At 58.3% G+C, this 19,377-nt stretch carries 15 protein-coding genes and 6 pseudogenes; 10 read left to right on the plus strand and 11 right to left on the minus strand.

What is annotated here, in order from left to right; genetic code table 11:
* The first annotated feature begins 31 nt into the window (after nucleotides 1-31).
* The 3 genes and pseudogenes from CFBP6623_RS25725 (at nucleotide 32) to CFBP6623_RS25735 (ending at nucleotide 3,122) form a co-directional block, all read left to right on the plus strand.
* Nucleotides 32-1,012 (plus strand): L,D-transpeptidase family protein, encoded by a 981-nt coding sequence (locus CFBP6623_RS25725; RefSeq protein WP_052821158.1) that lies wholly within the window; start codon nucleotides 32-34, stop codon nucleotides 1,010-1,012.
* Between the two features lie 26 nt (nucleotides 1,013-1,038).
* Nucleotides 1,039-2,384 (plus strand): annotated as a pseudogene (locus CFBP6623_RS25730) (ISL3 family transposase); the annotation flags it as partial.
* 39 nt (nucleotides 2,385-2,423) lie between these two features.
* Nucleotides 2,424-3,122: a helix-turn-helix transcriptional regulator gene (locus CFBP6623_RS25735; RefSeq protein ID WP_052821384.1), complete on the plus strand. Its 699-nt coding sequence runs from the start codon at nucleotides 2,424-2,426 to the stop codon at nucleotides 3,120-3,122.
* A 432-nt stretch (nucleotides 3,123-3,554) separates the two neighbouring features.
* Here the strand turns inward: CFBP6623_RS25735 and CFBP6623_RS25740 are convergent, their stop codons facing one another.
* The 3 genes from CFBP6623_RS25740 to CFBP6623_RS25750 form a co-directional block, all read right to left on the minus strand.
* Nucleotides 3,555-4,067, minus strand: coding sequence for a chemotaxis protein CheW (locus CFBP6623_RS25740; RefSeq protein WP_052821385.1), 513 nt, complete (start codon nucleotides 4,065-4,067; stop codon nucleotides 3,555-3,557).
* Nucleotides 4,067-5,851, minus strand: a complete 1,785-nt coding sequence (locus tag CFBP6623_RS25745; RefSeq protein ID WP_052821390.1) for a methyl-accepting chemotaxis protein — start codon at nucleotides 5,849-5,851, stop codon at nucleotides 4,067-4,069. The genes CFBP6623_RS25740 and CFBP6623_RS25745 overlap by 1 nt, the downstream gene beginning before the upstream one ends.
* 331 nt (nucleotides 5,852-6,182) lie before the next feature.
* The gene (locus tag CFBP6623_RS25750; protein WP_167379204.1) at nucleotides 6,183-6,836 is read right to left on the minus strand and encodes a helix-turn-helix transcriptional regulator; all 654 of its coding nucleotides are present in this window, start codon (nucleotides 6,834-6,836) and stop codon (nucleotides 6,183-6,185) included.
* Between the two features lie 541 nt (nucleotides 6,837-7,377).
* On the opposite strand from CFBP6623_RS25750, the gene CFBP6623_RS25755 reads away from it, so the two are divergent.
* The 3 genes from CFBP6623_RS25755 to CFBP6623_RS25765 are packed head-to-tail and all read left to right on the plus strand — an operon-like array spanning nucleotide 7,378 to nucleotide 11,155.
* Complete coding sequence (locus CFBP6623_RS25755) at nucleotides 7,378-7,875, plus strand: molybdopterin-dependent oxidoreductase (protein WP_052821391.1); 498 nt, start codon at nucleotides 7,378-7,380, stop codon at nucleotides 7,873-7,875.
* A gap of 2 nt (nucleotides 7,876-7,877) precedes the next feature.
* Nucleotides 7,878-10,073, plus strand: coding sequence for an ATP-binding protein (locus CFBP6623_RS25760; RefSeq protein WP_052821387.1), 2,196 nt, complete (start codon nucleotides 7,878-7,880; stop codon nucleotides 10,071-10,073).
* Nucleotides 10,074-10,084: 11 nt separating this feature from the next.
* Entirely contained in the window at nucleotides 10,085-11,155 is a 1,071-nt protein-coding gene (locus CFBP6623_RS25765) for an HD domain-containing phosphohydrolase (RefSeq protein WP_052821388.1), read from the plus strand.
* Nucleotides 11,156-11,297: 142 nt separating this feature from the next.
* Here the strand turns inward: CFBP6623_RS25765 and istB are convergent, their stop codons facing one another.
* From istB to CFBP6623_RS25780, 3 genes and pseudogenes are all read right to left on the minus strand, one after another.
* On the minus strand, nucleotides 11,298-12,110 hold the full coding sequence (istB, locus tag CFBP6623_RS25770; protein WP_052821389.1) for an IS21-like element helper ATPase IstB: 813 nt from the start codon (nucleotides 12,108-12,110) through the stop codon (nucleotides 11,298-11,300).
* Nucleotides 12,100-12,675: pseudogene (locus CFBP6623_RS25775) on the minus strand (Mu transposase domain-containing protein); the annotation flags it as partial. The gene istB and the pseudogene CFBP6623_RS25775, both read right to left, overlap by 11 nt.
* A 25-nt stretch (nucleotides 12,676-12,700) precedes the next feature.
* Nucleotides 12,701-14,257: pseudogene (locus CFBP6623_RS25780) on the minus strand (ISL3 family transposase).
* Between the two features lie 420 nt (nucleotides 14,258-14,677).
* On the opposite strand from CFBP6623_RS25780, the gene CFBP6623_RS25785 reads away from it, so the two are divergent.
* From CFBP6623_RS25785 to CFBP6623_RS25795, 3 genes are all read left to right on the plus strand, one after another.
* Nucleotides 14,678-15,076, plus strand: coding sequence for a hypothetical protein (locus CFBP6623_RS25785; protein ID WP_052821452.1), 399 nt, complete (start codon nucleotides 14,678-14,680; stop codon nucleotides 15,074-15,076).
* 269 nt (nucleotides 15,077-15,345) lie between these two features.
* Nucleotides 15,346-15,657, plus strand: coding sequence for a type II toxin-antitoxin system HigB family toxin (locus CFBP6623_RS25790; protein WP_052821451.1), 312 nt, complete (start codon nucleotides 15,346-15,348; stop codon nucleotides 15,655-15,657).
* Nucleotides 15,658-15,672: 15 nt separating this feature from the next.
* Entirely contained in the window at nucleotides 15,673-16,053 is a 381-nt protein-coding gene (locus CFBP6623_RS25795; protein ID WP_052821450.1) for a helix-turn-helix domain-containing protein, read from the plus strand.
* An 80-nt stretch (nucleotides 16,054-16,133) separates the two neighbouring features.
* Here the strand turns inward: CFBP6623_RS25795 and CFBP6623_RS25800 are convergent.
* Nucleotides 16,134-16,409: pseudogene (locus tag CFBP6623_RS25800) on the minus strand (DNA polymerase III subunit alpha); the annotation flags it as partial.
* Nucleotides 16,410-16,464: 55 nt separating this feature from the next.
* Between CFBP6623_RS25800 and CFBP6623_RS25805 the strand changes: the two are divergent.
* On the plus strand, nucleotides 16,465-17,169 hold the full coding sequence (locus tag CFBP6623_RS25805; protein WP_072492843.1) for an IS6 family transposase: 705 nt from the start codon (nucleotides 16,465-16,467) through the stop codon (nucleotides 17,167-17,169).
* 27 nt (nucleotides 17,170-17,196) lie between these two features.
* On the opposite strand, the gene CFBP6623_RS25810 is transcribed toward CFBP6623_RS25805, so the two are convergent.
* The 4 genes and pseudogenes from CFBP6623_RS25810 to CFBP6623_RS25825 form a co-directional block, all read right to left on the minus strand.
* Entirely contained in the window at nucleotides 17,197-17,421 is a 225-nt protein-coding gene (locus CFBP6623_RS25810; protein ID WP_052821468.1) for a PAS domain S-box protein, read from the minus strand.
* A 299-nt stretch (nucleotides 17,422-17,720) separates the two neighbouring features.
* Nucleotides 17,721-17,834, minus strand: a pseudogene (locus CFBP6623_RS25815) (DUF1236 domain-containing protein); the annotation flags it as partial.
* Between the two features lie 38 nt (nucleotides 17,835-17,872).
* Nucleotides 17,873-18,766: an IS481 family transposase gene (locus tag CFBP6623_RS25820; RefSeq protein ID WP_080843313.1), complete on the minus strand. Its 894-nt coding sequence runs from the start codon at nucleotides 18,764-18,766 to the stop codon at nucleotides 17,873-17,875.
* Between the two features lie 113 nt (nucleotides 18,767-18,879).
* Nucleotides 18,880-18,951 (minus strand): annotated as a pseudogene (locus CFBP6623_RS25825) (IS6 family transposase); the annotation flags it as partial.
* Between the last annotated feature and the right edge of the window lie 426 nt (nucleotides 18,952-19,377).

The raw sequence follows: 19,377 nt of genomic DNA on the forward strand, positions 1-19,377 counted from the left end.
AGAGTCTCTCCCTAATTTATCGGTAGCCTCCATGCAGAATGCCTTTCGGTACTTTTCACTGACCGCCGCTCTAACGCTCTGTTCCCCAGCCTTTGCAGCGCCGATCGACGCACAAGCCGTCAATACCGCGGCGATCGCGTCCCTTCCGATCGAGGCGCCGGCGGAAAAACAGACCGAGCCCAATCCCGCCATCGTGCATCTGCAGGTCCTGCTCGACCGGGCTGGTTCATCGCCGGGCGTCATCGACGGGTATTTCGGCGACAACCTGACGAAAGCGATCGCCGGCTTCGAGGCGCTTCAACGTCTGCCAGTGGATGGGAAGCTCGATCCCGACGTATTGGGCCGCTTGACCGATGATGCCCCGGCCATCCAGGCCTATGCCATCATTCAGGAAGACAGCAAGGATATCGTCGAGAGCATTCCGAAAGACTATGCCGAACAGGCCAGGATGGAGCATCTCGGCTACACCAGCATTGCGGAGAAGCTGGCCGAGCGGTTCCACATGCATATCGCGCTGATCAAGGCCCTCAATCCGACGGCGGCCTTCAAGCCGGGCGAAACGATCGCTGTCGCCATTCCCGGCGCTGCCAGGACCGGATCGGTCAAGCGGATCGAGGTTCATCGCAAACTGGCGCAGGTTTTCGCTTTTGCCGACGACAGCTCGCTGCTCGCGGTCTATCCAGCGACGATCGGCAGCGAGGATTCACCCTCTCCAACCGGGACACACAAGGTCAAGGGCGTGTCGCGAATGCCGACGTACACCTACAATCCGAAGATCAATTTTCAGCAGGGCAACAACAAGAAAATCCTTGAGCTGCCGAGCGGGCCGAACGGTCCTGTGGGTACCGTGTGGATCGACCTGACGGAGCCGACCTACGGCATACACGGCACGCCTGAACCGGAACTGATAGGCAAGGTTGGATCGCATGGATGTGTTCGGCTGGCCAACTGGGACGTCGAGGAACTGGCCGGCATGGTCAAGCCGGGCGTCATGGTCGAATTTGTCGAGTAGGTCCAGCTCACCGCCATTAGAAGAGCGGAGCCCATTATCGATGGCCCGGCTGGTTAACCCGTATCAGCGAAGCAAGACTGGTTCGCTCGATGTCCCGAAAGGGTTGCTTCGCGCCTTCGGCGCGGCGAACCGCCAGGCTTGACCACATCGTCCATCATCTCGGACTTGCACTGGGTGGCAGGCCAGCGGCCACCTTTGCCAAAAGGCTGATGTTGCCGGTCAGCAACGATACGCTGCTGCGCGTCGTGCGGCGACGCGGCAGTCCGCGCTTTGTCCCACCCACCGTGATCGGTATCGACGACTGGGCGTGGCGACGAAATCAACGCTATGGGACCATCATCTGCGATCTGGAACGGCGCAAAACCATTGCTCTCCTGCCGGATCGGGAGCCGTCGACGGCCCAGGCCTGGCTCTCGGACCAACCTCAGATCAGCATCGTCGCTCGCGACCGCGGCGGCGGTTACGCGACGGCTGCAGCCAAGGCGTTGCCACACGCCACCCAGGTCGCTGACCGCTGGCACTTAATGGAGAACGCCAGCCGGGCATTCCTCGATGCGGTGCGCAAATCGATGCGCCAGATCCGAACTGCGATCGGAGCGGCCACGATCAACCCCGAACTGCTGACGGCCGCCGAGAGGATCCAGTACGAGGGATATCTTCGCCGGGAAGACACCAACGCCGCAATTCTCGACATGGCCAAGTCCGGAGCAACAATCAAGGAGATCGTGCGCCGGACCGGATACAGTCGCGGCCTTGTCCGACGCGTACTGCGTGGTCAACGTTCGGATGTCTTCCGCGTCCGTGAGAACTCGCTTGAACTCTACCTGCCCTGGCTTGACGCTCAATGGACGGCCGGAAACCGGAATGGAACGGAGCTATGGCGGCAACTCAAGAGCCAAGGGTTCCGCGGCTGTCTTCGAGTTGTCACCGAGTGGGCCACACGCCGTCGAAAAGCAGAGAAGGTCGATGCGGGCGCGTTGAGCCGAGCGCCTTCGGCCAGGACCATTGCACGTCTCATGACCATCGGCCGCGACGACCTTTCCAAATCTGAGACCGTGACGGTTGCGGCGATTGAGGGTGGCGTGCCGCTGCTGGTTGAGGCGCGGGAAGTCATCGCCGCCTTCCAGGCCATGATCCGCAAGAAATCTCTCGCTGATCTCGATCCGTGGTTGGAACGCGCTCGATCGGGCTTGGTCGCCTCCTTCGCCAACGGTGTCGTTAGAGACCGAGCAGCCGTCAGCGCAGCGATCTCTTCACCATGGTCCAACGGCCAGAGGAGGGGCAGATCACCAAGCTCAAACTTGTGAAACGCCAGATGTACGGCCGCGGAAAAATTGATCTCCTCCAAGCCCGCGTCATCGGCGCGGGATAAAATCCATCACCACCAAAACTGCGTCAGAGCCCCGTTTCGATGCCGATTGACAATATCGACCTGCGTTCTGTTCCCAATCACCGCTTTTTCGGGAAGAACGACATTATCGAAAGACTGCGCCGTGCCGTCCCGTTCGACTACATCTTCATCTCTGGTCTTGACGTCGACCACTACCGCTTCGGAAACGGCTTCTCGATCGACACGGACCTTCCCCCTGGTTACGTGGAAGCCTATCACGCTGACCGCTTATACGCCGAGGACCCTTTTGTTGCGGCCGCCAAAGCGGCGAAATCGGTGGTGGTCGAGCACGAGGTCTATGCCGAGCACTCGCCGCCACAGCGCTTGCTGTATCTTCAGCGCACATTCGGCGTACACAATAGGACCCTTTTCCCAATCGCGCGCGAGAGCGTCACATACGGAGCGGTTGGCGTTACCAGGGCCACGCCGTTCGATGACGAGGAACTGACCTTCCTCTCGCTGGTTGCTGAAACGATCCACACCGTCGTCACGAAGCCGCTGATGGAAAAGTTCGCAGCCGAACACTTGCGCCTCTCCAAAGGCGAGATGGCGTGTCTGTCTCAGGCAAGTCTCGGTTTGACCAGCGATGGGATAGCCAAGGCCACCGGGTATCAGGTCGATACCGTCAACAGCTACGTCAAGTCGGCGGTCAAGAAGCTCGGAGCCTCGAACAGAACTCAGGCAATCGCGGAGGCGATCAGACGACGGTTGATTGCCTAATGCTCAACGCGAGCTCCGCAAAAAAGCCCGATTTTACCGTTGTGGACGCAGCCAGCGAACGGCCCGCCTTTGCGGCGCGGAAGGGCCTTGCCCGCATAGGCGGTCAAGGGAGTAACCGCGTTATAGCGGTCACCCGAACTAGGCAAACCCGGCCGCGACAAATGAAGTCTGGAAGGGGATGGTCCGGAAGCGGAGATACGATAGCGCCTTAGGTGCTGCAGATGCTGCCTGAATCAGATCGGCCGGTCGAATGAGCGGCCGATCTGCGCCAGATACGCGGATATCTCTTCGAGGAGGTGGTCTCTTGGACCGAAACGGTCAAGGATGCGTTTAACGTTGGTCGCGTGTGGTTCGTAGGTTGGCTCGCCGATGCAGTAGCCCCGGCCGACGCTCCACATCTCGCATCCTTCATCCATCAGCGCTGTGACAAGGTCAATGACGCGCGGGGAGACAGAGGACGACATCTTTGCTCGGCCCGTTGGTCTGGTCCCTCCTCGCCCCGAGAAGCCTGGAAAGGTTGAGAAGACAGATCATTCCCTGTTCCAACGTCAGCATTCCCGCCGCGAACTGCAGCTCCACCGTGGCGACCACTTCCGGAACGGGCTGCACCGAAGCACTGTCGACGGTCAGAATATCCGAAACGCTGTCAACGAGGAGGCCGAAGACCTCGTTGCCGACTTCCGCCACCACGATTGCCGAACGCTCGGTTCCGTGCGTCATTCCCATCCCCAAGCGTCCCGCGAGGTCTATGATCGGGACGACCTCACCCCTGAGATTGATGACGCCCAGTACGTCCTCGGGGGCGTGGGGCACGGGGGTGCAGGCAACCCACCCCCGGATTTCGCGGACCTTCGTCGTCTCGACGCAGAATTCCTGACCCCGAAGGCTGAACGCGATGATGTCCATGTCGCTCGCCGCGGTCTGTCTGAATGAGCTGGCCAACATCAGAAGTCCTCCCACGCCTGGGCGAGCGCGTTGCCGCCCCTGATCTGTTGGCTCACTCTGCGGCGAAGCGCATGCACGGGTGTCGGCGCGGTTTCTGGCCTTGCGTAGGTCGTTGGCACCGCGACATCGAGAGCCCCGCCTTCGTCGACCTTGAATTGGCTTACAAGGTTGAACAGCGCGTCTGCCTCGCCGGACAGTCCATGGCTGGCGGCGTTCGACTCCTCCACCATGGCCGCGTTCTGCTGCGTCCCCTGGTCGATCGTGTTGACCGATATGTTGATCTCGCGCAGACCGACGGCTTGTTCCCGCGCACCTTCCACGATCGCCGCGACGTTGACGTCGATGTCCTTCACCTGCGATACGATCCGGGAGAGCGACTGGCCCGTCTCGTCTACCAGCGAGACGCCCGCTTTCACCTGCTCGCCCGAGAGCCCGATCAGGGCCTTGATTTCTTTTGCCGCCCCGGCAGACCGCTGCGCCAGCTCGCGGACCTCCTGGGCGACGACCGCGAAGCCTTTGCCAGCCTCGCCCGCGCGGGCTGCCTCGACGCCTGCATTTAGCGCCAGCAAGTTGGTCTGGAAGGCGATGTCGTCGATGACGCCGATGATATTGGCGATCTCTTTGGACGATTTCTCGATCGCTCCCATCGCATCGATCGCGCGGGCTACCACTCGGCCAGATTCTTCGGCATTGGTGCGGGCGGAAACGACGAGGCGTCCCGCTTCATCGGCACGACGGCTGGAGTCGGAGACCGTCTGGGTGATCTCCTCGAGCGCGGCCGCCGTCTCTTCGACCGAGGCCGCCTGCTGCTCGGTCCTTTTCGCAAGGTCGTCGGCTGCCGTCTTCATTTCAGACGAGCCGGCGGCGATCGCCTGTGCGTTTTGCCGGACAGCCTTCATGGTGGCGCGGAGCTTTCCCGAAGTATTGTTGAAGTCCACCCGAAGCTGTTCGAGTGCCGGAATGAAAGACTTGGGCAGGTCGGCGCAGAGGTTTCCGGAAGAGAGCATCTGCAGGCCATTTCCGAGGGCCTGTACGTTTTCAACGCGACCCGTAACGTCCGTGGCGAACTTGACGACCTTGAAGACCTTTCCGTCCACGCCGAAGATCGGGTTGTAAGAAGCCTGGATGTAGACCTTGTTGCCCGCGCGGCCGATCCGCATGAATTCCTGCGACACAAACTCGCCGGAGCGCAGGCGGTCCCAGAAAACACGGTAGTCGGGCGTGCGGGTATAGTCCTGATCGCAAAAGATCGAATGGTGCTTTCCGACGATCTCGGACAGCTGGTAGCCAACGGTCTTCAGGAAGTTTTCGTTAGCGGTGATAATTTCACCGTTCGGAGTAAATTCGATGACCGCCTGCGCCCTCGAGAGCGCGTCAAGCTTTCCCGCGTCTTCGGCGGCCTTCTGTTTGATCGCGGTAATATCGGTCGCGAACTTGACGACCTTGTATGGCTTGCCCCGGCGGAAAACCGGATTGTACGACGCTTCGATCCAGACGTCGCGCCCGCCCTTGGCGATGCGGCGGTACTGTTTGCGGTCAAAGTGGCCCTGAGCGAGACGGTCCCAGAATGTGCGGTATTCAGGCAAACTCGCTTCGACGGAATCGACGAGCATCCGGTGATGGCGGCCGACGATCTCGGAGAGCTCGTAACCGAGAGCCGCGCAGAAGTTGGTGTTTGCGGTGAGGATGGTTCCGTTCAGGTCGAATTCGATGATCGCCTGCGACTTGCTCATGGCGGACAATACGGCATCGCTGTCGGACTGACTGAAATACGGTATTTTCATATGCATTCCTCTTTGTTGCCGATGGCGAGAGCGTGCAGAAGCAGCCGCTGCCCGGATGAGCGGGCAGTCGCCAATGTCGGACATGGAAGACCCGGGACGGGTCAACCGTCCGGTGTCTTGTTAATGATGAAGTGTGGTGGCCGGCGCTTTTGGCTCGCTGGTCAATCTCGAAAGCCGGGAATGTGGAGGCCGTCTTCCTTCGATAACCCCGAAAATAGGGGTGACCTCCTAACGGAGGATTAAGAAAATCGCGACAAGCCGAGCGAATGCGTTCTTTTTGGGAAATTGCCCAAAAAGACAGCACTTGATCATGTTTGGGATTGGGACTGATTTAGTCTATCAGCCGATGCCGGATGGCAATTGCGATCGCATGTGCGCGATTGCGCGCCTGTAGCTTTTTTGTTGCCGATTTGAGGTAGCTGTCCACGGTCTCGCGGGTAAACCTCGACGCAAAGGCGATTTCTTCGCTGGTCATCCCCTGGCCGGCTAGGCGTATGCATTCAACTTCACCGTCGAGCAGTCCGACGATCTGTGGGCCGAACCGGTCTAGAAGCGGGCGGGTCAATCGCTCGTGGAGAGGGGTGGCGATCATGCCCAGATACTCGGCCTCGTCGGCCCCGAATGGCGCGCCGTCCCTTGCGAAGACGACGGAACCGTAATTGTGTCCGCTGCGACGCAGGAAGAAAGCGATCCGACGGGATATGCGGAAGGTGCGCAAAAGGTAGGCGAGACGCTGGGGCATCTCATAACGGCCCGCTACGCTCTCTTCGGTCACGACATCAGCGCCGTCTTTTCCGACCAAAACCATTGGATCGTTTAGGTAGAGCTTTTCTCCGGCATAGGCCTCCACAAAGGCCGGGGGAAAGCTTGAGGTCACGCTGTTGAAGTTGCCGACCTTATACGATCCGAGATCGAAACCGCTGACGCTAACGAAATCGAAAGGAACGGCGCGCTTTGCCAACGCCACCGCGGCGTCGTCGCTCATCCGGCGATGCCGCGGTAGGGATGCCAGATCGTCAGGCAATTCAGCGATTTTGGCTTGGCTTAGCATATTCAACGTTTCTCGGGATCGGTGCGCGTCCTTGGCACCAAATCTGGGGGCAAAGTATTAAGTACAGGTTAATGCGGATACCTATAAGTTTAATCATTCGGGCGATTTCAACTTTCTATCGACGCTTTAGGTGCAGTTTTCCCCGAAAATATCGATGAACGCGGCGGCGGCATGATCTCCGCTGCGTTCATCTTGCGTCCATCAAACGTCCCAAAGCGCCAGTCTCAAGCTCGGCTTAACCATGCCGACGATCTGGGCGACTCGCAAAGAGAGTTACACCGCATTTTCACGGACTGATTCACGTTCGTTCAACGACTCTGCCCTAAATTTGGGGTGTCGGGCATCTTGCCCAGGCCGTCATGACGACGGTCCGTCACAGGTCTGCTCCCATGGCAGACGCGTGGACACCAGCCCTCCTGGCATGTCGTTTTTGACGGTCGAGGCCTCCCGCTTCGGCGAACGCGAGGATTCCCCAATGCATTCCGCAATCCGCATCGCGGCCCTTGCCGCAACCCTCCTTGCCAGTCAGGCTTTCGCGCTCGACGCGCCGAAAGGGCAGGTCATTCTGACCGTCTCAGGCGAGCTCTCCCACCCGAACGCCGGGAAATCGGCCGAGTTCGACCTTGCTATGCTTGAGGCGTTGCCCGGGCGGAAGGGAACGATGGAAACCCCCTGGACGACCGGAAAGGTCGAGTTTTCCGGACCGCTGCTCCGCGCGGTTCTCGAAGCGGCCGGGGCCAAGGGGACAAGTATCAAGCTCGTCGCTCTCAATGACTACGCGGCCGAGGTGCCGATGGAGGATGCCACCAAGATCGACAGCATTCTGGCATCGAGGATGAACGGCGACACGATGTCAGTTCGCGACAAGGGGCCGCTGTTCATGATCTATCCGTTTGACAAGGACCAATCGCTCTACAACGAAAAGTACTTTTCGCGGTCCGTCTGGCAGATCAAGTCGATCGAGGTCAAGTAACCATGGACAGAGCCGGGAAGAACGGGGATGTCATTCGGCGTGTTAGCAAGGGCACTGCGTTCCTGCAGGGTTTTGCCGTCTTGCTGTTGATTGGCCTTATCTACCTTCTTTCTGGAATTTACGGGAAATATCAGGAGCTACAGGACGGAATCCGCGAGAACGCCCTGTGGTCCGTCTACCAGCTTGACCGGGAAACGAGGCGGCTGAGCGAGGTCGCCTACGATATGCTCGTACGTCGAGATCTCTCGGACGAAACCGTTTCAAATCTGACGATACGGTACGACATCCTGTATTCCCGTATGGCGCTTCTCAAAAAGGCTAATCTGGACCTCCGCCTGGGCGAAACCCCCGGCCTGGCCCAGCTTGTCTCGAATATCGAGCCCGCAGTTATGTCGAAAGCCGCGATGTTCGACGGGATCGCGGCGGGGCATCATCTGGACGCCGGCGTGCTCGCGGAATTCGTTTCCGACATGAAGGGCTTGATGAAGAACACCGAAGAGTTGCTGACCAACACTAACAACAAGGTCAGTGCCGAGCGCGCGGACGCGAGGGAGGCACTGCAATCACTTCAGCTCAAGACGGGAGCCGTGACCGCAGTCCTCTCGCTCAGCGTCGGCATCCTCGTCATATCCCTCAGGCGGCAGTTGAAGTCCGTCCGGGCGGCAGGTCTTGAATTCGAGGATATGACGCGGGAGCTGAGGGAGTCCTTTGCCGCCGCGGAGGCGGGGAACAGGGCCAAGTCGCAATTCATGGCGACCATGGGACACGAAGTCCGCACGCCGCTCAACGCTGTTCTCGGGACGGCGGAACTTCTCGAGCTGTCGGACCTGCCCGAGCGCGTTCGCGGAGCGGTCCAGACAATCCGCCGCTCCGGGCAATCGCTGCTGGAAATCCTCAACGAGATTCTCGACTTCGCGAAGATGGAAAGCGGCAAGATCGATGTCCAACTCGCTCCTGTCGATGTCGGCGCTCTGGTGTCCGATACCGTGGGAATGCTCCGCGACCGGGCTGCGGAGAAGGGCAATACGCTCGTCGCCGATTTGCCCAACGAACACAGCAAAACTGTCGTGATGACAGACCAGACCCGTTTGCGTCAGGTCGTCCTCAATCTCCTAAGCAACGCCATAAAGTTCACGTCGAACGGCATGGTCGCGGTGAAGCTCTCTGAGGAAGACAGCGATGACCGTACGCTATTGAAGTTCGCGGTTACCGATACGGGGATCGGGATCGACGAGGAAGGGCAGGGCCGCCTGTTCAAACCCTTCTCCCAGGTCGATGCGAGCATTTCCAGAAACTACGGCGGAACCGGGTTGGGATTGATCATCTGCAAAGAAATCGTCGAATCCCTCGGCGGCCGGATCGGCGTGCGGAGTGCCAAGGGACAGGGTAGCACATTTTGGTTTGAAATCCCGGTTGACAGGGCCGACGAGAGGGCCACGGTGCTGTCTGAAGCTCCAGCTGACTTTGCTGGCGTGATACCCAATCTCCGCATCCTGCTTGTGGAAGATAACCTTGTAAACCAGCAGGTCGCGGCTGGCTTTCTTCGCCATCTCGGACAGGGTGTCGAGGTGGCTAGCGACGGAGCCGAAGCGGTCGAAATGATTTCCGCGTCTCGGTTCGACCTGGTGCTGATGGACATGCAGATGCCGCGTATGGACGGAATAGAGGCGACAAGGGCGATCCGCGGCACGGGAAACGACATACCGATAGTCGCCATGACCGCAAACGCCTCAGTAGACGACCGCCGTCTGTGCGCGGCCGCCGGCATGAACGGGTTCCAATCCAAACCCGTGACGAAGAACCAACTCGCCCGGCTTATTTCCACTTTCGAGGTTCGCGGAAAGGGTGGTGCAGGGGTTGACGTGGCATCGGATCCTGTGATCGTCCCGGACGAGGCGTTGAACAACCGTCAAGCCGAGATAGTCGAGGCGCTTGGGGATGATGCGTATAACGAATTGCTGGACGCGTTCTTTGACGACGCATCTCAAATTCTCGCTGATCTCGCCAAGGCGATGATACATGAGAGGTCAGATGAGGTTGATCGGTTGCTGCATACACTAAAGGGCGCAGCGGGAAACCTCGGTTTCGATAGCGTCGCACTCATCGCGCAGTCTCTTAGGGAGAAACGTGCTTCCCAGTCCGGACTGGCGGCCATCGCCGCCGAGATAGAAACGCAGCGGACAAAACGGGCCGCATGAGGAGACAGTGCATGCGCATTCTTATTGTGGACGACAACCGTACCAACCTCATGTTTCTTTCGAAGCTGGTGTCGAAGATCAAGGGTTGCGAACCGTTGGCCTTTACCGACCCGGCGGAGGTCCTCGCCGCGATGCCGAAACTGGAATTCGACATCGCCGTGGTCGATTACCAGATGCCGGGTTACAACGGTGTCGAGTTGCTTCGCGAGATCAATTTCTTCGAAAAATACCGTGACAAGCCCTATGTCATGGTCACGGCTGACACTGACCTCGCGACCCGCATGACGTGCCTGGACGCTGGCTCGATCGACTTTCTAACAAAGCCCGTAAACCCGCTGGAATTCCAGGCGCGGATGCGCAATCTCGTCGCTTTGGTCGAGGCCCGTAACAAACTGGCGGACAAGGCGGAGTGGCTGCGCCAGGAAATCGAGAAGGCGACGGAGGAAATCAGAGCGCGCGAGGAGGAAATCATCGACCGCCTTTCGATTGCGGCCAGCTACAAGGACTCGGAAACCGGCCTGCATACCAAGCGTGTCGCGGCATATTCCGAAGCCATCGCGCAGGCGCTGGGCCTCCCACCCGAGACCTGCTCCAACATCAGGCTGGCGTCGCCGATGCATGACATCGGGAAGGTCGGTATACGTGACGCGGTCCTCCTGAAGAAGGGCAAGCTCACCGAACAAGAGTTCTCGGAGATGCAGACGCACACCTTGATCGGCTGCGATATCCTGAATGAATCTCGGTCAAGCCTTCTCCGTCTCGCGGCAGAAATCGCGGGGTCTCACCACGAGCGATGGGACGGGCAGGGCTATCCGCGTAGATTGTCCGGTGAGGAAATCCCGCTCGCCGGCCGTATCGTGGCTATTGCCGATAACTTTGACGCGCTCACGACCGTCCGACCATATAAAGAGGCTTGGAGCGTCGAGCAGGCTGTCGCTCACATCCGTAGCCGCGCTGGCAGTCAGTTCGATCCGTCCTGCGTCGCCGCCTTTATCGCGACTTTGCCAGCGATCCGAAATATCAAAGAAGGTTATGTTGATGAGTTGGAGCGCGTGCCTGTCGAATTGGCCGCCAGCGCGTAACGTTATCATGCGGTGAGGGTTTGGCGGAAGGGCGAGTATCGCACCTATCCCCGACTCCCGTGCATATGCGCTCAAAACGTCCGAGGCTTGTTGATTTCCACTGAGAGCTGACCCGGCGTTTCCACCGAGAAGTGACCCGCCTTTAGATATCGTTTGTGCTGGTCGTAGTGGTCAAGTTCCTGCGTTTCTCCTTCGTCGTTTTGGGCTCATGGGCCGAGCTGTTTTTGAAGCGGAAGCTGTCGTTTCCGGTTTCCAAGATGTGGCAGTGGTGGGTAAGCCGGTCGAGCAATGCCGTGGTCATCTTTGCATCGCCGAACACGCTGGCCCATTCGCTGAAGCTGAGGTTCGTCGTGATGATGACGCTCGTGTGCTCGTAGAGTTTGCTCAGCAGATGGAATAGCAGCGCACCGCCTGAAGCACTGAATGGCAGGTAGCCGAGTTCGTCCAGGATCACGAGATCGGAGTGTGCCAGGCGGTTGGCGATCTGTCCTGGACGACCTTGGGACTTCTCCTGCTCGAGAGCATTGACCAATTCCACGGTCGAGAAGAACCGAACCCGCTTGTGATGATGCTCGATGGCCTGGACACCGATGGCCGTGGCGATATGCGTCTTGCCCGTGCCGGGACCGCCGACCAGGACGATGTTGTTGGCGTCGTTGAGGAAGTCGCAGCCATGGAGTTGCTGCACGAGCGCCTCGTTGATCTCGCTGCTGGCGAAGTCGAAGCCGTTCAGGTCACGGTAGGCCGGAAAGCGTGCCGTCTTGAGTTGATATGCGGTCGATCGGACCTCTCGTTCAGCCGTTTCCGCCTTGAGAAGCTGGGACAGGATTGGAATGGCAGCCTCGAACGCCGGCGATCCTTGCTCGGTCAGATCACCGACGGCGTGGGCCATGCCATGTATCTTCAGTTGACGCAGCATGATAACGATCGCGCCGCTTGCTGGGTTATGACGCATTGCGGACCTCCGTCTTTCTCAAGGTATCGTATCGTTCGACATTGGCCTTGGGCTCATTGGTGAGCGTCAGGGCCTGTGGTGCGTCGAGGGTTGGCGGCGTGAAGGATTTGCCATCGACAAGTCGATGCAGCAGGTTCAGCACATGCGTCTTGGTCGGAACGCCGGACTTCAGTGCCATATCGACCGCCGATAGCACGGCCTGTTCATCGTGCTGAAGGACGAGCGCCAGGATATCGACCATCTCGCGATCACCACCTGGCTTCTTCAGGAGATATTGCTGCAAGGTCCCGAATGCTTCGGGGAGTTCGGCGAACGGTGCGCCATTGCGCAGAGCGCCTGGCTTGCGCTGCACCACCGCCAGATAGTGCCGCCAGTCGTAAATGGTCTGTCCCGGTCGGTCATGGGAGCGATCGATGACGCGACGATGCTCGCAGACGATCTGACCTTCTGCGGCGACGACGACCCGATCAGGGTAGACGCGCAAGCTCACCGGTCGGTTGGCGAAGGATGCCGGCACGCTGTAGCGATTGCGCTCCAGATGGACGAGGCAGGTAGGTGTGGCTCTGACGCAGTTTTGGTGGTGATGGATTTTATCCCGCGCCGATGACGCGGGCTTGGAGGAGATCAATTTTTCCGCGGCCGTACATCTGGCGTTTCACAAGTTTGAGCTTGGTGATCTGCCCCTCCGTCTGGCCGTTGGACCATGGTGAAGAGATCGCTGCGCTGACGGCTGCTCGGTCTCTAACGACACCGTTGGCGAAGGAGGCGACCAAGCCCGATCGAGCGCGTTCCAACCACGGATCGAGATCAGCGAGAGATTTCTTGCGGATCATGGCCTGGAAGGCGGCGATGACTTCCCGCGCCTCAACCAGCAGCGGCACGCCACCCTCAATCGCCGCAACCGTCACGGTCTCAGATTTGGAAAGGTCGTCGCGGCCGATGGTCATGAGACGTGCAATGGTCCTGGCCGAAGGCGCTCGGCTCAACGCGCCCGCATCGACCTTCTCTGCTTTTCGACGGCGTGTGGCCCACTCGGTGACAACTCGAAGACAGCCGCGGAACCCTTGGCTCTTGAGTTGCCGCCATAGCTCCGTTCCATTCCGGTGTCCGGCCATCCATTGAGCGTCAAGCCAGGGCAGGTAGAGTTCAAGCGAGTTCTCACGGACGCGGAAGACATCCGAACGTTGACCACGCAGTACGCGTCGGACAAGGCCGCGACTGTATCCGGTCCGGCGCACGATCTCCTTGATTGTTGCTCCGGACTTGGCCATGTCGAGAATTGCGGCGTTGGTGTCTTCCCGTCGAAGATATCCCTCGTACTGGATCCTCTCGGCGGCCGTCAGCAGTTCGGGGTTGATCGTGGCCGCTCCGATCGCAGTTCGGATCTGGCGCATCGATTTGCGCACCGCATCGAGGAATGCCCGGCTGGCGTTCTCCATTAAGTGCCAGCGGTCAGCGACCTGGGTGGCGTGTGGCAACGCCTTGGCTGCAGCCGTCGCGTAACCGCCGCCGCGGTCGCGAGCGACGATGCTGATCTGAGGTTGGTCCGAGAGCCAGGCCTGGGCCGTCGACGGCTCCCGATCCGGCAGGAGAGCAATGGTTTTGCGCCGTTCCAGATCGCAGATGATGGTCCCATAGCGTTGATTTCGTCGCCACGCCCAGTCGTCGATACCGATCACGGTGGGTGGGACAAAGCGCGGACTGCCGCGTCGCCGCACGACGCGCAGCAGCGTATCGTTGCTGACCGGCAACATCAGCCTTTTGGCAAAGGTGGCCGCTGGCCTGCCACCCAGTGCAAGTCCGAGATGATGGACGATGTGGTCAAGCCTGGCGGTTCGCCGCGCCGAAGGCGCGAGAATGTCTCCGTCGAAGCGCTCGGCGAAGATTCAACGACCGCATAGCACTGCATCGCAGTGGAACCGGCGCGCTTCAATGACAAGCCGAACGGGCTTTCCCACCAAGGGCAGGTCAGCCAGGCGTCGTTGATATCGACTGTGGATTCGTTCCGACCTTGTTCCACAGATTGGGCAAAAGCTTGCTTTGCTCGTCGGCCGGACTGCGATCAACATGACGTCGTCATCAATGGCTGTATTGTCGACTATAAAGCCGCGAGGGACGAGCGTCGACGATCTGAGCGAATGGCCCATGGTATTGATTCCTTGCGTGAAACCAACATCAGCCAGCACTTGATTTCATCAAAAGTGAGTCAGAGCCCCGTTTCGATGCCGATTGACAGCCCACGGTTGAGATTCGTAGATTCAGCACGCAGAAAAGCGTCTTTTGCAGCGTGCGTCCGGATGCGATTGAGCACTTCCAGTTCGCGTGGCGATCGAGTGTGACGAGTTTCGCGGGCGAGATAGTCCTGGTGACATGATATATGGATCGCAGGCCGGTGCGGGTGCTTAGAGCGGATTGATATTAAAAACGAAGCAATGAGTTAGTTCCATAAGGCATCTTATGCGATATGATATAACGTTACGAAATGCGCGTTATGGGCGGTATCGGTAATTGATCCGCCACCCGCATTACTCTATGTTTTCATCGACAAATGAATTCGGAGAAGCGATATGACCGAAGCGACCAAGGACCTCCCGCGCGCCCCACGGTTCTGGTGGGAGAAGACCCTCTTCGCGTTGGTCATCCTTCTGCCTTCGACGATCTATCTTTTCGCGACCGCGTTCAATTCCTTCATAACCCCGTTCGGCACGTCGCTGGTTGTCGCGGGCACCTTGATCGTCCTCCTCCTGCTTTCGATTTTTCGGGATATCGGGCCGACCTTCGTCGAAAGGGCCGAGGCGAGGTTCCAGAACCGTTACGCGGCGGACATCTATTCGATCCCGGTGACCTTCGACGCGAAGCCGACACTCGTGCCGGGCTTCTCCCGGCTGACAGCAATACGCGCTGACAATAGCCAGGCAATCGGCGCCTGGGCGTTAAGGTTCAACCACGGACCCCAGGTCGCATGAGGCCTCGTGATGGGCGACGAGCCGCCGCCCACGTTGACGATCCGGCAGACCCGAGTTCCTCAAGTTTCTGATCGACGAGTGACTTCACAGGGCGCTCGTGGCCGTGGCGCAGAACCGTCACCGCGAGCGTTTTCGCGTGGACTGGATGGGGTTGATCGGCAAGACCGACTGAGATTTTATGCGGCGCAATTTTGGATTCGAATGCTGGTTTCCAAATTGGGAATTTTGAGCTTGTTTCCAGATTGGGAACGCGATATACAGGAGCCTACGTGAACGTTATCGCCAAGTCCGCGTTGGTCAAATTCTGGAGCGACCTGCCGAAAGGAGCGCCAAGAGAGACGGCTGAAGCGGCGATGACGGAATGGTATGCAACCGCATCAAAGGCAAGCTGGAGCAATTTCAGTGAGCTGAAGAAAACCTTCAACTCGGCCGACATCGTCGCGGGCAACAAAGTGATTTTCGATGTGGGTGGCAACAAATATAGAATTGTAGGTTTGGTCGCATTTCGGACGAAACGGATTTTCGTTCTGTTTGTCGGTACGCATGCTCAGTATGACGCGATTGACGTCGCAAAACTCTGATGTGAGGAGGTCGATATGTTGAATTTGAAAGCTTTCAGAACCCTTCAGAGCGAAGACGAGTACAACGCCGCACTGAAGGAAGTTCGGCCGTATTTCGAGAACGAACCTGAAGAAGGCACTGAAGAAGCGGCTCATTTTGACGCGCTCGTTCTTCTGATCGAACAGTATGAAGGCAAAAAATATCCAATCCCGGCTGCGAGCCCGGTCGAGGTGGTCAAGTCGGTGATGGCCGCTAACAACTACACTCGTGCGGATCTGGTAGCCGTTATCGGCTCTAAAGCGCGGGCTGCCGATCTTTTGAATGGCAAGCGGGAAATCAATCTCGAACAGATCCGAAAGCTCAGCAAGGAATGGAATATTCCAGCTGGGTCACTGATTGGTGACGTCGCTGCCTAGTAGGTAAGACCTACAAGACTCCTCGGCTTCCGCTGCAACTGCGCTCGATTCGATCCGCAATGGTCGGTTCGAGGTGGCAACTAATGAAAATTCCGGCTCTTGACCTTTAGTCGATCGATCAAAAGGTCGGGTACATAGATGTCGCGCGCGGGCGCCGCCGCTTTTGGCCGCTCGCGCGGGTCCGGTGCGCCATTGCCACGCGCGAATTCGTCGCCCCGGCCATGCGGCAAGGGAAATTGTTCGTCCCGCTCGCCCAGCCGGCCGAGATCGTCCGACAGGTCGAATAGCCGCTGCGCGACAAGGTGAACGACGTCCCCTTCCCGCTGGATTCTTCCGTTGATCGCCATCATCGAAGCGGAGGGCGTTGTCACGTAAACCTCCTGTGAGTGAGTGGTGGGTAGAGACGGTGGGATGAAGAAACCGGCCATCAGCTACAAGCGTCACCGTTTCCCGCAACAGATCATCGCCCATGCGGTCTGGCTGTACTTTCGGTTCCCGCTGAGCCTGCGCCTGGCCGAGGAGTTGCTGCTGGAGCGTGGCATCGTCGTCTCGTATGAAACGATCCGGCGATGGGGTCTGAAATTCGGACCGGCCTACGCAAAGCAGCTTCGTCGCCGGCGGTCTTCGCTTCAGGATGTCTGGCATCTGGATGAGGTGGTGATTTCCATCGCGGGCAGGAAGCACCGGCTTTGGCGTGCCGTTGATCAAGATGGCTACGTTCTCGATGAGATTGTTCAGAGCCGACGCGACACCAAGGCCGCGAAGCGATTGCTCATCAGGTTACTGAAGAAAACAGGCATGCCGCCAAGGCGGATCGTCACCGACAAGCTCCGCTCATATGGCGCAGCCAGGCGTGACATTATGCCAACGGTTGAACACCGGTCCCATAAAGGTCTCAACAACCGAGCGGAAAACTCTCACCTGCCGCTTCGAAAACGAGAGCGGACGATGCAGGGTTTCCGATCAGCCGGAGGCTTGCAGCGTTTCATCTCGATTTTCTCGGCGCTGCGAAATCTCTTTGTCACCCCACGTCATAACCGCTCCGCTCTCGCCACCCACATCCATCGCATCCGCGCAATTGCGCATTGGAAAGCTGTGACGGGCGCGGTTGCCTGATTTCCGAGAGCCGTCGGCAGAGCGCAATCACCGCTCGATAACGTGACATCGCCTCTCTGCCTCCTCATCCCGCTTGTTGTCGGGGACAATCAAGTAGATAGAGCGTCCAACAGCTTCCACCTCGGAATAGCCGAACATTCGCTCGGCGGCCTTATTCCAACTGACGATCGTGCCGGAGAGATCCTTGCTGGTGATCGCGTCGAACGACGACTCGACAATGGCCCCAAGGCGTTCTTCGGTATGTTTTTCCATGTCCGATGAGTTTCACTGTTGAGGCTGCTGCCGGGACATTTAGGTGCCGGTCTCAGAGATCAAGTCATCGGCGAAGACAATTTTTTATCGCATTGAGGCAAGTCGGCGTGCCACAAGCGCAAAGCGCCTTCATCGACAAGACAATTCAACTCCTGATTCCTGGCGCCCCGCTTATGGGACAGGCATAAGGCTTGGGAGCCTGTACCCCGGCCATAAACGGCCGCGGGCTCATTGCAACAAAAAGCCGGAATGCTGCGTGGCAGCTTCCGGCTCGTTTGAAACGGTTGATTGGCCCGGGACTATCGGACGATCTGCACCACGGTATGGGTGCGAGGGTCAATGATCACACGCTGGTCATTAACCACCGCGTATGCGTAATGCTCGTTGCTCGGAACAGGCGTCAACACGACCGTGTAATCTTCTGAAGGGCGATGAGACATCCTTGTTTGGATTATAGGCGTTCGCGGAGGATTTCGTAAGGTGCCTTTCCATTGAAAGCGCCATGCGGCCTTGCAAGGTTGTAGAACCTCTCCCATTCGCTGAGCTTTTGAACGAGGTCGGTGTCGTCTGTATATGACAAAAGCTGGTAGAACTCTTGATCATCAGTGCGGTGTGACCGTTCGACTTTTCCATTTAGTTGGGGCGACGCTGGCTTGATATAGGCGTGCCGGATGCCCTGGTCTTCGACGTGCCAGTGGAATTTGGCCTGGAACTCGTGCCCATTATCGGTGCGCACTTCGCGAATGCGGAACGGGAATTTGGCGATTACGGTGTCGATGAAGTCTATGGCGTTGGCCTGGGTGTGGCGATCATAGACCTTCAAGGCCCGGATGCGGGTGGCATCGTCGATTGCCGTGTATTGGAAGCGCTTGACGACCTTGCCGTCAACGCCTTCAAATTTCAGGAATTTTACGTCGACCTGTATCTGATGCCCCGGCACGCGCTGCTCGTATCTCTGGGTATGGATTTTCCTAACACGCGTACCGCCGGGAAGCCGACTAAGCCCGTTCCGCTTCAGAATTCTATAGATGCAGGCGTCAGAGATGGTGATGGCATGGTACCGGCTCATATACCAGGAAATGCGCATCGGGCCGAGATGATATCTGGTGCGCAGATGCAAGACTTTCTCGATGATTTCTGCAGGCTTCTGGTTAGCGGGATTTTTTGGTGCGGAGGATCGGTTCTCAAGCCCGGCCTCGCCATAGCGCTCGAAAGCCGATTTCCATCGATAGAAACTGGCTCTGCCAATACCGAAATAGCGGCAGGTTTGCGATACGTCACCGTGACGCTCGGCATGTTGAAGAACGCGCATCTTATGTGAAACTTCCCGTCGGAATGTCATCATCGCGATTATCCTTGTGATCGAAAGTCAAAAACAAGGATGTCTCGAAGGTCCCTACTTTTCTACACGGCCAGCATGTCTTCGACCATCCGCAGGCTCAGAGGGAAGCGGAACTAGAGCCACACCGCGAGGGCAATGATTTCAGCGGGAAAGCGGTGGCGACGGTAGAGCGGATCACGGGTGGTCATGCCCCTTCATCGCCTATCAAACTCCAAGTTCCGTTAACCTTACGATGCCAGTTCTGTCTCATGGGCGCAGATGTCAAACATACTATGAACGTTTGGCTGGTGTGCACCGTCATACGGCTCTCCACATATCCCTGTTTATTTATTTTGATTCAAGTAAGCACTGAGCGTGGCATTGGTCAGTCAACTTTTTGTTACGTTCGTCGTTGTAAAGGCGCGAACGTGAGCGAAGCTGGATTGTTCCGGTAGCTCACTGGCCCTTCACCAAGGCCTAGTTGTAAGTGTATGTCTGCACGAGCCCCAGTGTGTTTTTTGAGAGTAGCCTGAGCCAGATAGCCAGCAGCGGCGGGACATTTGCTTTACCTCGGCTCATTGCCTCCACGACTGACAGATCGCATTGGAGTACTTCTGCCAAGTCTGGAAGTGACC

Source organism: Agrobacterium tumefaciens, assembly GCF_005221385.1.
Classification (GTDB): Bacteria; Pseudomonadota; Alphaproteobacteria; order Rhizobiales; family Rhizobiaceae; genus Agrobacterium; species Agrobacterium tomkonis.

Excerpts from the sequence above, each read along its gene's own strand:
- CFBP6623_RS25725 (WP_052821158.1), top strand. The coding sequence starts at position 32 with ATGCAGAATGCCTTTCGGTACTTTTCACTGACCGCCGCTCTAACGCTC.
- CFBP6623_RS25735 (WP_052821384.1), top strand. The coding sequence starts at position 2,424 with ATGCCGATTGACAATATCGACCTGCGTTCTGTTCCCAATCACCGCTTT.
- CFBP6623_RS25740 (WP_052821385.1), bottom strand. The coding sequence starts at position 4,067 with ATGTTGGCCAGCTCATTCAGACAGACCGCGGCGAGCGACATGGACATC.
- CFBP6623_RS25745 (WP_052821390.1), bottom strand. The coding sequence starts at position 5,851 with ATGAAAATACCGTATTTCAGTCAGTCCGACAGCGATGCCGTATTGTCC.
- CFBP6623_RS25750 (WP_167379204.1), bottom strand. The coding sequence starts at position 6,836 with ATGAGCGACGACGCCGCGGTGGCGTTGGCAAAGCGCGCCGTTCCTTTC.
- CFBP6623_RS25755 (WP_052821391.1), top strand. The coding sequence starts at position 7,378 with ATGCATTCCGCAATCCGCATCGCGGCCCTTGCCGCAACCCTCCTTGCC.
- CFBP6623_RS25760 (WP_052821387.1), top strand. The coding sequence starts at position 7,878 with ATGGACAGAGCCGGGAAGAACGGGGATGTCATTCGGCGTGTTAGCAAG.
- CFBP6623_RS25765 (WP_052821388.1), top strand. The coding sequence starts at position 10,085 with ATGCGCATTCTTATTGTGGACGACAACCGTACCAACCTCATGTTTCTT.
- istB (WP_052821389.1), bottom strand. The coding sequence starts at position 12,110 with ATGCGTCATAACCCAGCAAGCGGCGCGATCGTTATCATGCTGCGTCAA.
- CFBP6623_RS25785 (WP_052821452.1), top strand. The coding sequence starts at position 14,678 with ATGACCGAAGCGACCAAGGACCTCCCGCGCGCCCCACGGTTCTGGTGG.
- CFBP6623_RS25795 (WP_052821450.1), top strand. The coding sequence starts at position 15,673 with ATGTTGAATTTGAAAGCTTTCAGAACCCTTCAGAGCGAAGACGAGTAC.
- CFBP6623_RS25805 (WP_072492843.1), top strand. The coding sequence starts at position 16,465 with ATGAAGAAACCGGCCATCAGCTACAAGCGTCACCGTTTCCCGCAACAG.
- CFBP6623_RS25810 (WP_052821468.1), bottom strand. The coding sequence starts at position 17,421 with ATGGAAAAACATACCGAAGAACGCCTTGGGGCCATTGTCGAGTCGTCG.
- CFBP6623_RS25820 (WP_080843313.1), bottom strand. The coding sequence starts at position 18,766 with ATGATGACATTCCGACGGGAAGTTTCACATAAGATGCGCGTTCTTCAA.